This is a genomic window from Marinobacter sediminicola (assembly GCF_031157525.1).
In the GTDB taxonomy this organism is placed as follows: Bacteria; Pseudomonadota; Gammaproteobacteria; order Pseudomonadales; family Oleiphilaceae; genus Marinobacter; species Marinobacter sediminicola.
The window spans coordinates 25,650-40,773 of the sequence record NZ_JAVIXR010000007.1; the positions used below are offsets into that span (position 1 = coordinate 25,650).

At 51.5% G+C, this 15,124-nt stretch carries 15 protein-coding genes and 1 tRNA gene; 8 read left to right on the forward strand and 8 right to left on the reverse strand.

Annotation, left to right across the window (positions count from 1 at the left end):
* Window position 1: 1 nt before the first annotated feature.
* From RG807_RS11035 to RG807_RS11055, 5 genes are all read right to left on the reverse strand, one after another.
* Window positions 2-697 carry a 3'-5' exonuclease gene (locus RG807_RS11035; protein ID WP_200371570.1) on the reverse strand — a complete coding sequence of 232 codons (696 nt, stop codon included), beginning with the start codon at window positions 695-697 and terminating at the stop codon, window positions 2-4.
* Window positions 690-1,403, reverse strand: coding sequence for a metallophosphoesterase (locus tag RG807_RS11040; RefSeq protein ID WP_200371574.1), 714 nt, complete (start codon window positions 1,401-1,403; stop codon window positions 690-692). The genes RG807_RS11035 and RG807_RS11040 overlap by 8 nt, the downstream gene beginning before the upstream one ends.
* A 1,105-nt stretch (window positions 1,404-2,508) precedes the next feature.
* Complete coding sequence (locus RG807_RS11045; protein WP_200371576.1) at window positions 2,509-2,985, reverse strand: hypothetical protein; 477 nt, start codon at window positions 2,983-2,985, stop codon at window positions 2,509-2,511.
* Complete coding sequence (locus RG807_RS11050; RefSeq protein ID WP_200371579.1) at window positions 2,973-3,449, reverse strand: toxin-antitoxin system HicB family antitoxin; 477 nt, start codon at window positions 3,447-3,449, stop codon at window positions 2,973-2,975. The genes RG807_RS11045 and RG807_RS11050 overlap by 13 nt, the downstream gene beginning before the upstream one ends.
* A gap of 1 nt (window position 3,450) precedes the next feature.
* Entirely contained in the window at window positions 3,451-3,678 is a 228-nt protein-coding gene (locus RG807_RS11055) for a type II toxin-antitoxin system HicA family toxin (protein WP_200371582.1), read from the reverse strand.
* Window positions 3,679-4,238: 560 nt separating this feature from the next.
* Here RG807_RS11055 and RG807_RS11060 point away from each other — a divergent pair.
* From RG807_RS11060 to RG807_RS11090, 8 genes are all read left to right on the forward strand, one after another.
* Window positions 4,239-4,811 carry a recombinase family protein gene (locus RG807_RS11060; protein WP_200371584.1) on the forward strand — a complete coding sequence of 191 codons (573 nt, stop codon included), beginning with the start codon at window positions 4,239-4,241 and terminating at the stop codon, window positions 4,809-4,811.
* Window positions 4,812-4,857: 46 nt separating this feature from the next.
* Window positions 4,858-6,843, forward strand: a complete 1,986-nt coding sequence (locus RG807_RS11065; protein ID WP_200371586.1) for a type I restriction-modification system subunit M — start codon at window positions 4,858-4,860, stop codon at window positions 6,841-6,843.
* On the forward strand, window positions 6,840-8,204 hold the full coding sequence (locus tag RG807_RS11070; protein WP_200371588.1) for a restriction endonuclease subunit S: 1,365 nt from the start codon (window positions 6,840-6,842) through the stop codon (window positions 8,202-8,204). Before RG807_RS11065 ends, RG807_RS11070 begins: the two co-directional genes overlap by 4 nt.
* A 66-nt stretch (window positions 8,205-8,270) precedes the next feature.
* The gene (locus RG807_RS17740) at window positions 8,271-8,489 is read left to right on the forward strand and encodes a GIY-YIG nuclease family protein (protein ID WP_353962126.1); all 219 of its coding nucleotides are present in this window, start codon (window positions 8,271-8,273) and stop codon (window positions 8,487-8,489) included.
* Window positions 8,490-8,641: 152 nt separating this feature from the next.
* Window positions 8,642-8,932 (forward strand): type II toxin-antitoxin system TacA family antitoxin, encoded by a 291-nt coding sequence (locus RG807_RS11075; RefSeq protein WP_200371590.1) that lies wholly within the window; start codon window positions 8,642-8,644, stop codon window positions 8,930-8,932.
* Complete coding sequence (locus tag RG807_RS11080; protein ID WP_200371592.1) at window positions 8,929-9,420, forward strand: GNAT family N-acetyltransferase; 492 nt, start codon at window positions 8,929-8,931, stop codon at window positions 9,418-9,420. Before RG807_RS11075 ends, RG807_RS11080 begins: the two co-directional genes overlap by 4 nt.
* Window positions 9,421-9,463: 43 nt before the next feature.
* Window positions 9,464-12,655 (forward strand): type I restriction endonuclease subunit R, encoded by a 3,192-nt coding sequence (locus tag RG807_RS11085; protein ID WP_200371594.1) that lies wholly within the window; start codon window positions 9,464-9,466, stop codon window positions 12,653-12,655.
* Window positions 12,656-12,685: 30 nt separating this feature from the next.
* Window positions 12,686-13,486, forward strand: coding sequence for a hypothetical protein (locus RG807_RS11090; protein WP_309044948.1), 801 nt, complete (start codon window positions 12,686-12,688; stop codon window positions 13,484-13,486).
* A gap of 107 nt (window positions 13,487-13,593) precedes the next feature.
* Here RG807_RS11090 and RG807_RS11095 read toward each other — a convergent pair whose 3' ends face one another.
* The 3 genes from RG807_RS11095 to RG807_RS11105 all read right to left on the reverse strand — a co-directional run bounded on the left by RG807_RS11095 (window position 13,594) and on the right by RG807_RS11105 (window position 15,109).
* Window positions 13,594-13,836, reverse strand: coding sequence for a hypothetical protein (locus tag RG807_RS11095; RefSeq protein ID WP_309044949.1), 243 nt, complete (start codon window positions 13,834-13,836; stop codon window positions 13,594-13,596).
* 556 nt (window positions 13,837-14,392) lie between these two features.
* Window positions 14,393-14,469: transfer RNA gene (locus RG807_RS11100), tRNA-Arg, on the reverse strand.
* Between the two features lie 100 nt (window positions 14,470-14,569).
* Window positions 14,570-15,109 carry a YaeQ family protein gene (locus RG807_RS11105; RefSeq protein WP_309044950.1) on the reverse strand — a complete coding sequence of 180 codons (540 nt, stop codon included), beginning with the start codon at window positions 15,107-15,109 and terminating at the stop codon, window positions 14,570-14,572.
* Window positions 15,110-15,124 lie beyond the last annotated feature (15 nt).

Consider the following 15,124-nt stretch of genomic DNA (forward strand, 5'->3'; position numbering starts at 1 on the left):
CCTATCGCAGATTGCACTTGCCAGCTTTCTCGCGGATTGCCGAGGCCATATCTTCACCGCTGACAATTCGATCTGACGCAAAACTGCCTCTCAGGCTGAAAGCGCTGGGCAGAGTCAGCAGTTCCCTTTCAAGCGACCAGTCCATAAAGGGAAGTAACCGAACCATGTTGCGGGCATCATCTATGCCACGATGGTGGTGACCCTCTAATGTCAGTCCGTGATACTCCAGGGCATGAATCATCCCATTCTTGCGCTTCTGCCCCGTTGTTCTGCGCCAAATGCGCTTCAGATTCAGGTGCGGATAGTTCATTATCACCGGAAGCGCGCCATTCTTTTCTCCATCTGCCTGAATATGCAAGCGATCATAGTTGCCCCAGCTGCACCAGATGAAATTTTCATGGGGTTGCCCCAGCCACGCGTCGATCATCCGGCACACCTCTGGGAATAGCGGTGCGGCTTCGATCATTGATTGGCGGATACTGGTTAGCGACGTACAGAACTCGCTAATTTGAGGGTTTTTCGCAGGCTGCACCAGAAACGATTGGCTATCCAGTAACTCGCCATTTCTATTGGCCAGAGCGCAGCCAAACTCGATGATTTCCATGTTGTCGGTATTCTGGCCTTCTCCCGTTGGGGTAATCCGGTTTTCCCAGCAAGTTGCTTCCAGATCAACGACTAACAAAGGGCGCTCATCCATCTGTTGTTTGTCCTCTAATCCAGTTAATAATTTCGTTAGCTTGCACTAGGGTTATGTTCCCGGTTTGCTCCAGGGTATCAATCCAAACCTGATTCCCTTTTTGAACCACTTCTGCTGTGCCAATGTGGCCAGAGACAACGGCTGTCACACCGGTTATTGTCTGGTCAGGTCCTTGGGCTCGGTCCCATGGCCAGGTGCAATCAATCGCAAAGCCATCAGATGGTGTGGCCTGGAGAACATCCTGCCAGTTATCTACGGGGCTCTGTGCATGTACCAGCCCAAGGCTGCCATTTTCGCATTCTAGCGTGATCGTCAAGGGCATTTGTTTTATGCATTGGGTAGTCAGCTTCCGATACTCAGAAAAGTCGATTTTATCGACCCACTCTCCTCCAATAGCTCGGTGTTCTTCCCGATACCGGAAGTCGAACGAGCTGACAACAAACATCAGCTCGTGGTTTCCCATGGCACTCTGCACACAATCCGTGGATAGCACCCAGTTCAGCATCTCCCTCGATTTTGGTCCACGGTCTATTACATCACCCAACAAGAAAAGCCGATCCCGAGTTGGTCGGAAGCCCTTTGCTGCCAGTGCCAGTTGAAGCGCGTCAAACTGCCCATGTATATCACCACAGAGCCAATCAGTTCCGTATACGTTGCGCGAAATAGGCTTGTGCGTTGTAAGTTTCGAAATCAAAGTAGATGCCATACCGCTTAAGAACCAGAGGCCATTTTCATTCAACGATATTTGTCAGGGAGCCGTTTTAGCATAGCGTGGAGATCGAGAGTTAAGCCAAGGAAAAAGCCATTTGCTGGCAAAATCCTCTCCCGATTATCAAATGGTCTATAACCGATTTGTGATTGAGGCAGTTTATGGCCAACAGCGAAAGCTGATTGAGAGTACATGAGCTGTTTTAAGTCGAACCAAGTCTAAAACCATGTTGGTGCCAAAATCTCGTGTTTATTGGCCAGAGTTGTCGGATAGTACCCAATCATTACAAGAAATCCTCATCATTGTTCGCAACATGGTTTTAGACTTGAACTGTATACGCAACTTGGTGCTTTGAAATGGGCTGCAAGGTTTTGGGCACTTCTAGAAACGCTCTATTTGGGCCGGATGGTTGGCAGGTTCTGAAAGCTCCTCTTGGCCAAGTACATCAAGACTATAAGGTGGGGGGGTGAGCTAAGCCTGTGTCCGGAATCATTGGCTCATATAAGAGCAAGTCTAAAACCATGTTGATGCTAATGCTGAGTGTTTATTGCTCAGTGTTATCGGATAGTGCCCATTTGTCACATGAATAACGCTTTATTCTCGGCTTAAATGGTTTTTGGCCGGCACTTTTGACGCAACTTGCTTTGGGCGATGGGTCTATAAGGTCACAACATGGTTTTGGTAGGGTGCTCCTCACGCAACTTGAACAAAAACGCAAGAAACTGAAGAGATGAGGCTGTATAACCAGACTATCATCCTGAAAGGCATGCTGTTCACAAGGTGGGGCTCTGCGGCCGTACGTTCTTCGGGATAATGTGGCATGAATGCTCTCATGCGGCCACGACTAGTGACATTTAGGTACAATCGCCAGCTGGACAACTAATTTGACAGCGGGGTACTCCAATATCTGATATTGGTGAGACCCAGCCCTGGTCCCCGCATTCATATTTCCGAATAGGCAAGGCCTACAGCCTCAATGCATTGATCGATTGGGAGCCAAAGTGCTAATGGATCGCCGTCAACAATACGCTTTAAAGACTCAAGTAAAATCTGCCTTGGTACATATGTAATAAATTTCTGGCCAAGGTCTGCAGATAGCTGCCTAGGACTTCAGCATCCGAACAGGCAGTGCAATTTTGGGCAAGTTCATCCTGAGAGATTGTGACATCACAAATTCACGCCAATAGGGCCATAAGTGATAGCTCGCATTCTCGAGAGCAAAAGTATCCAGTGCAGCCTTGTCCTCGATAAGTGAGGTCTCGGTTATCCGATAATCAACCCTATATGAGGCTTCAATTTGAGCAATAGGTCGCTCTTCTGTCTTATCTCCTGGAAGTACAAGCCTGGCGCCAACGTCTATATAGACACGAAAGATATCGAAGGGGGACTCATTACCTTTGATTTCGATTAGGTTGGACTCGACAACGTGGTGTTTGAGCTGAAGGCGGCAGTCTTGCCCCCCTAAACCGAACCGAGGATCAAATTTTGGCTCAACCCAAGCATCTACCCTGGATTGAGATACATCCTCAAACTGTAACCCCTTCTTAGCCTTTTCTAATGGCTCATTCACGACGACCATTGTGCTGCAGATTCCCGGTACTGGTTGATATAAATCACTTCACCTGCCATGGTTTTGTGGTCATGGCTCTGAGGTTCGCAAATATTGATCCAGTTATCACGATCATGCATCAAAACTGCATCAAAACCGCGAAATGTTGCGAGTGCTGCCACTAAAAGCTGGTTTAGACTCACGCCTTCTCCTTCAGCCTTGGTTGCCAAGGCCCGATGCAATGTCTTTGGAAGGCGAAGAGTAACTCGACCACTGAAATTTTCTTCAGGTTCGCAGGGCAGAGGCATTTTTCGCCCTTTCTCATTGAGAACTGCTGCAGTCGTTTCAATAGAATCCAGAGCTAGCTCATAAGCCTCAACATGTGAATCTCCGTACTCTGCAATGTCTGGCAGCTCCTTCACCCGGGCCTCAAAGCATTCTTCACCTTCGAAAGTACCTTGGCGAACAGTAATGTTGTATGCATACGCATTCATTTTATTTCTCCTCCTCAAAATATTTTCTGAGGGCCGCCTCATGGTTATCAATGGTTCTGACAATCTTGGCTATGTAGGCTTGTTTAATTTCTGGGTTTTTCCCGTGACCGCAATTAAAACTGCCACTGTGAAATTCGGGAAGTCCATCATGGAAATATAGCTTGTGACCTCCACGCTTACCGTCGCGAACCTCGAAGCCTAGCTGCTGAAGTAGTGCAATTACTTCCACGCATCTAAGGTTTCCCTTGCGACTCAAGAGTTCCTGCTTCACATCAAGGACTGTCATCGTACCACTCTACTGACACCGTATATAGTGTCACCCTCCGAAAAAGACAAGTTCCTCTCCCTTTAATTACGAAACGTATAGCTGCCGATCCGGCTGTGTAAGCGAGAAGTTATCTTCGCTCAAGAGCGGATGGAAAGCATAGTGAGAGATGCTCTGCATGATCCGGCGCAGCTGATAACTTGTAGGCCCAAACTTTGTTGTGCCAGCATTGTACCGATGACCGCATCCAGCGCCAGCGATTCAAGCGCTCAAGTTCTAAGAGTGTGAAAAAAATCATTCTGTTAGTAATGTCGATTCTGAGAGATTAATCTGGACTAGCATTGCTTGCCACCATTAGAGAACAGGTATTGACCTTCTCGCTCGCTTTTTTTGATAACTTTTTAAGCAGTTAATAAACGGTCGTTTTCTGGACACTTGCCCGCTCTCTCAAAAAACCCGTTATTTCTCTTGTTTTGCGTCCAACAATCACGTACAACAATCTATGAACAGAAAAGGCACCTTTTATGATCGTAGGTTATGCACGAGTCAGCACCCAAGACCAAAATCCTGAGTATCAGGTGGACGCTTTAGGAAAAGCAGGGTGCGAACAGATCTTCCAGGAAAAAATTACCGGTAAGCTTCGAGAGCGACCGGAGCTGTCGCAATGTCTTCGTATGCTCCGGAAGGGAGACACCTTAATTGTTTGGAAGCTGGATAGACTCGCCCGATCACTCAAAGATCTGGTTGAGATTATTCAGGATCTCAACGAAAAAGAGATTGGGTTCAAATCGCTTACAGAGTCCATAGACACGACTAGCTCCGGTGGCCGATTGGTTTTTCATATTTTTGGCGCCCTAGCCGAGTTCGAGCACAGTCTGATTCGTGAGCGCACAATCGCCGGTCTTGCAGCCGCTCGGGCGAGAGGACGGAAGGGTGGTCGCAAACCCTCCATGTCCGACTCCGACATCAGGAAAGCGGCGGCCATGTTGTTGGACCCCAAGATCACGAAGAAAGAAGTCGCTGAACATTTTGAAGTGAGCAGAACAACATTGAACGCCTCACTTCAGCGGCTCGCCGAGCCGGCCGAAACACGCTAGGCACCTTTTACTATTTATCTTTTTACCCTTTAACGGAGTTCCACGGATGAGCCAGGACAAAACCAGCCACTCGCAAACCGCCGCTTTTATCTGGTCGGTAGCCGACCTGTTGCGCGGGGACTTCAAGCAAAGCCAGTATGGCCGGATCATTCTGCCCTTTACGCTGCTGCGCCGTTTGGAGTGCGTTTTGGAACCCAACAAGGCACGGGTACTGGCCGCGGCCAACGAGCATCAGACCAAACCGGACTCAGTGCGCGAAAAGCTGTTGCTTCGGGCCGCTGACCAGCAGTTCTTCAATGCCTCACCTCTGACCCTGGGCACTCTGTCGGACAGCCAGACGGCTGATGACCTGATGAGCTATATCCAGTCCTTCAGTAAGGAAGCACGGGAGATTTTCGAACACTTCAACTTTGAAGACTTTGTTCAGCAGCTCAACGCGAATAACTTGCTGTACCAGGTGGTGCAACGGTTCGCCAGCATCGACCTGAGCCCCAGTATCATCACCAACTTCGGCATGGGGATCATCTTTGAAGAGCTGATCCGCAAGTTTGCTGAAAGCTCTAATGAAACCGCCGGGGAGCACTTTACCCCACGGGACATCGTGCACCTGACGACTTCCCTGGTTCTGACCGGACAGGAAAAGAAGCTCGCACCCAACAGCATCGTGACCATCTACGATCCTACGGCGGGCACCGGTGGATTTTTGTCTGAGGGCGACGAGTACATCCAGCAAATCAGTAAGGGTGTAACGGTTTCCCTGCACGGGCAGGAGCTGAACCCGGAGTCCTATGCCATCTGTATGGCTGACATGCTGATCAAAGGGCAGGAGGTCAGCAACATCAAACTGGGCAACACCCTGTCGGATGACCAGCTGGCCGCCAATACGTTCGACATCATGCTGTCCAATCCCCCGTTTGGCGTGGAGTGGAAGAAGGTTCAGAAACAGGTGAACGACGAACACAAGCACCGGGGCTTTGATGGCCGCTTTGGCCCGGGCCTGCCGCGGGTGTCTGACGGTTCACTGCTATTCCTGTTGCACCTGGTCAGCAAAATGCGCGATGCCCGTGACGGTGGTTCCCGTATTGGCATTATTCTCAATGGCAGCCCCTTGTTTACCGGTGGCGCCGGCAGCGGTGAATCGGAAATCCGGCGCTACCTGCTGCAGAACGACATAGTAGAAGCCATCGTGGCCTTGCCTACCGATATGTTCTACAACACCGGTATTGCAACCTACATCTGGGTGCTATCGAACAACAAGCCTGCCGAACGCAAGGGCAAAGTGCAGCTGATCGACGCAACCGATCGCGCCACCAAGATGCGCAAATCCTTGGGCAGCAAGCGTCAGTTTGTCAGTGACTCGGATCAGGACGACATCGTGCGTCTGTACGGTGATTTCCAAGAAACCAAAAAGAGCAAAATCTTCCCGATTGAAGCCTTTGGCTACCGACGCATTACCGTTGAACGTCCGCTTAAGCTGAACTTCCAGGCCTCGGAAAATCGAATTGCACTCATTGCGGGTGAGAAGGCCATTCAGAAGATGGATCAGGAAGACCAGGACAAGATTCTGGCCGCCTGCCGCGCTATGGACGCCGATACCCTGTACCAAAACCGCAAGCAATTCCAAAAGGCATTGAAGGCCTCACTCACTGACCATCAGGTGTATTTGAGTGCGCCGCAACTGAAAGCACTGCTTAACGCCCTGAGTGAGCGCGATCCAGACGCCAATACTTGCACCGACAGCAAAGGCAATCCCGAGCCAGACACCGGCCTGCGCGACAACGAAAACGTACCGCTGGGCGAGTCCGTGTACGACTACTTTGAGCGGGAAGTCATACCCCATGTGCCGGACGCCTGGATCGACGAGTCAAAGCGCGACGAGAAGGATGGTGAGGTCGGCATTGTTGGGTTTGAGATTCCGTTTAACCGGCACTTTTATGAATTCACGCCACCGAGGCCGTTGGAAGAGATCGACGCAGATCTCAAGGAATGTACTGACCGGATCAAGCAGATGATTGAGGGGTTGTCGGCATGAGCATTCCCAAGTATCCAGAATACAAGGAATCAGGTTTTGACTGGATCGGGGCGTTACCCAAAACTTGGGTTCAAAAAAGACTTGGGCACTTTTTTACGGAACGTAGAGAAAAGGTTAGCGACAAAGAGTTCCAGCCTCTTTCTGTTACCAAAAACGGTATTGTACCGAGGCTCGAGACAGCAGCTAAAACTCAGGACGGTGACAACAGGAAAAAAGTTGTTGCGGGTGACTTTGTGATCAACAGCCGATCTGACCGGAAAGGCTCATCAGGTTTATCTCGGCTCGATGGTTCTGTTTCACTGATTTGCATTGTGCTTGAACCAAAAGAAATATCTGGTCGCTATGCTCACCACTTATTTAGGTCAGAAGTTTTTCAAGAAGAGTTCTACAGAAATGGCAAAGGGATCGTTGCGGACTTATGGAGCACAGGTTTTTCAGAGATGAAAAATATTGTTGTCCCTGTCCCTGGTGAGTTTGAACAAACCAAAATCGCCCGCTTCCTAGACCACGAAACCGCCAAAATCGACGCCTTGATCCGCGAGCAGGAGCGCCTGATAGCGCTGCTTCAGGAAAAGCGCCAAGCGGTGATTTCCCATGCGGTGACCAAGGGGCTTGATCCGAGTGTGCCCATGAAGGACTCTGGGGTAGAGTGGCTTGGGGATGTGCCAGGGCATTGGCAGATTTCAAAATTAGGCCACTATGCAGACATATTGACTGGTTTCCCTTTTCCTTCTGCATCGTTTTCGCATGATGAATCAGACGTTCGGCTTTTACGTGGTGTCAATATCGGTGTTGGCTCACTCAAATGGGTTGATGCCGTCTATTGGCAGCTCGATGAAGGCGGGGAGCTTCTAGGTTATCTCATGAAAGAGGGTCAGATCGTTTTAGGGATGGACAGGCCTTGGATTAGCGAGGGAATGCGGATAGCGCGGGTGGCTCAAGCAGATATGCCATGTTTACTTCTTCAGCGAGTCGCTGCAATTACCCCCAATTCATGGCTTGATGACGGGTATCTATATTACTTTCTTGCTTCAGAGATATTCAAGATTTATGTGGAGCCTGATCTCACTGGAGTGAGTGTTCCCCACATTAGCCCTGAGCAAATACTGGGTTTCAAAATACCCATTCCGGATCTCGACGAGCAGCTCAAGATTGGTCGCTTTATCAAGGTTCAACTTGATCAGATGGCAGCACTTTTTAAGCAGACTAACGAGAGCATTGAGATACTACAAGAACGCCGCTCCGCCCTAATCTCCGCCGCAGTCACTGGCAAAATCGATGTGCGCGATTGGCAGCCACCTGCCGATGAAAGTGCCTTTGACCGGGAAGTATTAGAAGCAGGATCGGAGGTCATAGCGTGAGGCACGGTCGCGGTATCCGGCTGTTCCTGGTGGGGGCCAGACCCTGACAATGCCTTACGCCCTCTGATGTATATCGGCGAGTCCGACGACGTAGCCAAGCGCCTGAAGCAGCACAACCAGCCGGAAGACAAGGGCGCACCCGGAAGACGAGGGCGGCAAGGATTTCTGGGAGCGGGTGTGTCTGATCACCAGCAAAGACCAGAACCTCACCAAATCCCATGTAAAGTATCTGGAAAGCCGGCTCATTGCGCTGACCAAGCAATCAGGCCGGTGTGGCTGGGCTGATAGCCTGGATTCTGATTAACCGTTACCTGTTACTCGCTAATAGACTCCGGGATTCCGGGATAAGGTGATATGTAGATTGAGATCGTCTTATCTGTAATGACATTAGCAGTACGTCCTGCTACGCTTGGAACTATCAAAAGAGGAATCTCATCATGATTTCAGCAAACACGGATCAGCCCAAGCGTGAAACTCTGAACATTCGGATCAAACCCGAAGAGCGTGGTTTGATTGATCGCGCCGCCAAGGCTCGGGGAAAAAATCGCACAGAGTTTGTTCTTGAGGCAGCTCGCATTGCCGCCGAGGAAGCCATTATGGATCAGGCTGTTATCTCGGTAACACCGGAGGCGTATCGGGCGTTTCTTGAACAACTGGATATGCCGCCGACACCGAATGAGCGGTTGCGTAAAACCTTGCAAACTCCGGCACCTTGGGACACGGAATGACACTATCGGCGCCCACACCCATTGGGCCTGAGCATGACGCGGAGAGTTTTGATTCCTCGGAGCCCAGTTTGGACTACTGGCTCAAACGCCGTGCATTGAAGAACCAGGCCAGTGGCGCATCCCGAACCTTTGTGGTCTGTGAAGGCAATCAGGTGAAAGCCTATTACGCCCTGGCGTCCGGTGCTGTGGTTGCAAGCCATACCTCGGGTCGCTTCAAGCGCAATATGCCAGACCCGATTCCGGTTGTGGTACTTGGGCGGTTGGCCATTGATCGTTCGTATCAAGGCGCAGGCTTGGGCCGTGCCTTGGTTCGCGATGCAGGATTGCGGGTTATTCAGGCGGCGGATGCCATTGGTATCAGAGGAATGGTGGTTCATGCCTTGTCTGAGTCGGCTAAAGAGTTTTATCAACGGCTGGGTTTCAACCCTTCGCCCCTTGACCCAATGATGTTGATGGTCACGCTGAGCGATTTAAGAGCCAATGTTTAAGCCACGCCAGATCAGATTTGGCGCAAGCCTTTAGGGAGCAGTTATGGTGGACACCCGCGAGCGCGTATTCCAAAACGACATTCTTGCCGCACTGGAAAGCCAGGGCTGGTTAGTGGGCAAAGCGTCCGAGTACGACAAGGCGAACGCTCTTTATCCGGAAGACTTGATCGGGTATTTCAAAGAGGCTTGGCCCGAGCGCTGGGACAAGTTCGCCAAAGCCAATCCGCAGGCCCCGGAAAACGTGCTGATCCAGAAGACCGTTCGGGAGCTTGAAAAAAAAGGCACGTTGGATGTGCTGCGCCACGGTTTCAAACTGCCTGGCGTTAAAATCGATCAGTGCAGCTTCAAGCCCGACCACGGCATGAACCCGGATACGGAACGTCGATACAAAGCCAATCGCCTGCGCGTGGTGGAAGAAGTGTCCTATTCCCCTCACGCCAAACCCGAAGGCAAGTACAACCCGAGGCTGGATCTGGTGCTGTTTGTGAATGGCATACCTACGGCCACGCTGGAGCTGAAAAGCGAGTTCAAGCAAACCGTTGAGAACGCCAAGCGCCAGTACAAACAAGACCGTCCGGTAAAAGACCCCATTACCCGCAAAGCCGAGCCGCTGCTGACCTTCAAGCGCGGTGCCCTGGTGCATTTCGCGGTCAGCCAGGACGAGGTGGCCATGACCACCAAGCTGGCCGGTAAAGACACCTTCTTCTTGCCGTTCAACCAGGGTTCCTCCGAAGGCGGCGCCGGTAACCCCCGGGCCGAACACGAAAACACCTACGCTACGGCGTACCTGTGGGAACGCCTGTTCCAGAAGGATGCCTGGCTCAAGGTGATCAGTCGGTTCCTACATCTGGAGAAGAAAACCAGCGAGGACTTCCACGGTAACCGCAAAACCAAGGAAACCCTGATCTTCCCGCGCTACCATCAGTGGGATGTGGTCAACTCGCTGGTGAATACCACCCGTGCGGAGGGGGCAGGGCAACGCTATCTGATTCAACATAGCGCCGGTTCCGGCAAATCCAACTCCATTGCCTGGACAGCTCATCAGTTGGCTCAGCTGTACGATGAGAACGGCCAGAAGCTGTTCAACTCGGTCATTGTGGTCACCGACCGTACGGTGCTGGACAGCCAGCTTCAGAACACCGTCTACCAGTTTGAACACGCCCAGGGGGTGGTCTGTCCGATTACCCGGGATGTGGGCAACCAAAGCAAATCTGAGCAGCTGGCCGAAGCACTGGCCGAGCAAACCCGCATTGTTATAGTGACCATCCAAACCTTCCCGGCGCTGTTTGATGCGCTGGATAAGTACCCCAGGCTTGCCTCTGGTCGCTATGCGGTGATTGCCGACGAAGCGCATTCCTCCCAAACCGGCTCATCGGCCTCCAAGCTCAAGGCGATTCTTGGAAGCGACCGGCCCGAAGGCGAAGACATCAGCGCCGAGGACATGCTGGATGCAGCGGTGTCCTCGCGCAAACCCAGCCAGCAGATCAGCTACTACGCTTTCACCGCTACCCCGAAGGCCAAAACCATCGAACTGTTTGGCCGGGTACCCGATGCCTCACTGCCCAGAAGCGACGACAACAAGCCCGAAGCCTTCCATGTGTATTCCATGCGCCAGGCCATCGAGGAAGGCTTTATTCTGGATGTGCTGAAACGCTACACCACCTATGCGGTGGCCTGGAAGTTGGCTCATCCAGACGAAGACGACGAAACCGTGGACTCCAAAAAAGCCCGCACCACGCTGGCCAAATGGGTACGCCTGCATCCCTACAACATCAGCCAGAAGGTGGAAATCATCGTTGAGCACTTCCGGGCCAACGTGAAGCACCTGCTCGACGGCCAGGCCAAGGCCATGGTGGTCACCAGCAGCCGGCAGGAAGCGGTGCGCTATCAGCTGGCGATGCAGAGTTATATAAGCGACCAGGGCTACACCGATGTTCATCCCCTGGTGGCCTTTTCGGGCAGCATCCTGCCCGATGACCATATCCCCGAAGAGGTAACCGAAACCAGCACCCTGCTGAACCCGGATCTCAATGGTCGTGATCACGCCAAGGCCTTCGATACCGAGCAGTACAACGTGATGATCGCCGCCAATAAGTATCAAACCGGCTTTGATCAACCCAAGCTGTGCGCTATGTACGTAGACAAGAAGCTTAAAGGCGTGGACTGCGTACAAACCTTGTCCCGGGTGAACCGGATTTTCCCGGGCAAGGAAACCTTTATTCTGGATTTCTTCAACGACGCAGACGATATTCTGGCGTCTTTCCGGGAGTATTACACCACAGCTGAATTGTCCGGCGTGTCGGACGCTCAGGTGGTCTACGACCTTCAGGAAACCCTGGATGCCGAGGGCATTTATCACTGGGGTGAAGTCGAAGCTTTTGCTCAGGCGTTTTTTGACCCCAAAGCCCAGGCCTCCACACTGAGTTATTACTGCCACCCGGCCCGCGAGCGTTTCACCAAACGCTACAAGCTACTTCGCGACGAACGCGCCAGCGCCCGAGCTGCCAGAGCCCAGGCTGAGGCAGACGGAAACACGGTGGGCCTGAAACAAGCCGAGACATTGTTAACCGAGATTGGCAAAGGGCTGGATCAACTCGACTTGTTCCGCAAGAACCTCACCGGCTTTGTGCGCTCCTACGAGTTTTTGTCACAAATTGTGTCCTTTGAGGACGCCGAACTGGAACAGCTGTGCGTGTTCGCCCGAACCCTGGCGCCACTGCTGCGGCAGGAGTCGTTGGATGATGATGACATCGACATTTCCGAGGTGGAGTTAACTCATTACCGGCTGACCAAGCGCAAAGAGCACGAACTGAAACTGGCGGATGATCAGGGCGAGTATAAGCTGGATCCGATTACCGGTGTCGGAACCGGAAAACCACACGATCCGGAGAAAAAGCGCCTTTCAGAAATTATTGAAACACTGAATGATATTTTTGGTGCTGAGGTGAGTGACGAAGATCAGCTACATTTCGCACATGGGATTGCAGATCGAGTTCGCAGGGATGAACCTGTGATGGCGCAGGTAAACAGCCATTCCACGGAACAGGTCATGCACGGGCTATTCCCCAAGCGATTGACGGATCTGGTGCTGGACTCCATGACGGATCATGAGAAATTATCGATGGAGATCCTTGAAAGCGAACCAAAACAGAAAGCTTTTGCACTACTGATATTGAGTTTGCTGACGAATCAGCAGGCTCACCGGGAAGTGAGCGACCCATCCGTAGATTTATAGTGCTATCTCGGAACTGCCCAGGGAACAATGATGAACGGAATAGTATTTGATGCCGGAATCCTCATCACAGCAGGATTGGCCGTTATTGGTTATTTGTGGAAATTAAGTCGCGAACGCAAAGAAAGCGCGCGTACCCTGTTGTTTCACTTGATGGAAATACGGCAAGAATTACTTATTGAGCGCCCTAAGCTCGCAGCTGCTGTTGATGCATTTCAAGCGGATTTCCAGGAAATCCTTGGGGACAGACCTAACTTGAGGAGCGTACTGGACAAGGGTTTCCCAAGAGAATACGTCGCAACTACTTTAACTTCATTAATGGATGGGTTGGTCAGGGCAGACCCAAAACTGCTTGAGAGCTATGAAATAGCGCTTTATGACTACTCCCGGATTAACCCTCTGCTGGCCCACCGCGTCCGCGGTATGAAATTGCTTCCTAAGTTATCGCAAAATCTAACGGGTATCATGGCTGACCTGACTGGCGCGTTGCCTGATGATGAGGGGGCGGAGTTAGTAAGCTCTCTCGGTAAAAAGGAACTCGAATCGTCCAGCGAGAAAGCGCTCCAAGAATTTGTGCTAGACCTTGAAAAAATAATTCGTCGTATTAGCTTTAGCGCGGGAATGTGGTTTTGGGCGTGTAGCTGGTTTTTAGGAGCAAGGCGCAGAAGAGACGCTATCCAAGATAAATCTGAAAGTATCGACCTACGCGGATTTATGGAATCCTTTTTCAGGGCGATTGCGCTGGCTAACAACCCTCCGGGTGAAGTCAGAGAACAAATCCAGCACGCGAAACTGGACGATATCCTGGATCTGTGGGAAGCCTCTCTGGAGTGATTAACCAACTAGGCGCTTGCCAGGGAACGTCGCAGCGTAATAGTTTTGCCGAGTTGTAATCCCTCCAGCCAGAGAAGGGGCTATGGGCAGTCTTGGCTATATTCTGCTTATCCTAACACCTTTCTCATCAAGCTGATGGCTGTTTGGAGTTCTCTTGGCGATAAGCCCAGTCTGGCGCTCACTGCTGCTTGGTTTGCTCCGTCCAAGCAGTGGCACCAAAGCAGAGCATGAGCGGTCTCCAAAGATCTAAGGCGCTCCTTTTTTTCCTCGACATAAATCCTGTCGTGGCGCTCTGCCAAAACGTCGATTATCACTTTCGCTACCAGGCTGTTCATTTCATCGGCCTTCATAAAAAAATCCTGCAGTTTTGGTCATGTTGGTTGTAAACAACAATAATTATACGAGCCAAAAGGGCGCTAAATTGGCGTTGTACACACTTGTAGAAATATGCGCGGCAGAATAGAGGAACTGTTACTGGAGCGTTCTTTTAAGGGGCAGGACGCCTTGTTCATGGCAACGAATCTTGGAGAGACCAATTCACCAAGGCGAAGTTAAAGCAATGAGCGAGGCCGGAGTGGTCAGTGAGGGCAGGGTGGGTCAATGTGGACAGAGTGGACAGGGTGGACAGGGTGGACAGAGTGGCCACCCTGTGGATAACTTGCGATGACCCCTGCGTTCGGCTCCATCAAAAGGCTCCACTAACCGGTGAGGGCTGGTTCCGATTTGATCTATGCCCGCATTAGGGCGTTTGTGGCTGCAGTTTTGGTCAGCATGCACGTTGACTGCGTTTGCAGCGGTCTTCAGGAGGTGTAATTTGACTTTGTGTCGTGTGGTTACAAGTGTGGTTATTTTTTAGGGTTGGAAATAAAAAAGGCCCTACGCTTTCACGTAAGGCCTTGAAAAATATGGCGCGCCCGACAGGATTTGAACCTGTGACCCCTGCCTTCGGAGGGCAGTACTCTATCCAGCTGAGCTACGGGCGCATTCGAATGCGACGGCTGTGCGTCAATTTCGAGAGCGCAATCTTACGTGCGCAGGCCCGTGCTGTCCAGCCCTCGGTGCGTTCGCCGGGGTTCCTGTGGGTTACGGGAATAGAAGGGCTGGAGTGATGTTTGCTAGCGCATCTTCATTGCTGAACGACACCTCGCCATCCTGAATAGTTACCTGATAACTCATGTTGCGCTCCGCCAGCTTAGCCAAGGCTTCAGTAGATTCGCTCGGCAGTTCAATAATCGTCAGATTTTTGAAGCGGCTCAGTTTACTTTTGTGCTTCTCCAGCCATACGGGAACAGCGCGAGCGCCATAAGCGTACAGGATAACCTGGCGCGCACGGTTGCAGGCTTTGCGTAGGCGGCTTTCGTCGGGTAGGCCCAGTTCAATCCAGAGTTCAATCTCATCACTCAGGCTTTTCTGCCACAGTTCCGGTTCGTCGTCTGTACTTAAGCCTTTGGTGAATTCCAGATCGTCGCTGGCATTCAGGGCAAAGGCCAGGAGGCGAATCATCATGCGCTCATCATTCTCTGACGGGTGTTGCGCTATGGTGAGCTGATGGTCCGCATAATAGTGCCTGTCCATGTCGGCAATATTGAGCGTGGCTTTTAATATAGTTGCTTTGAGCGCCATGGCTGTCCTGCATTG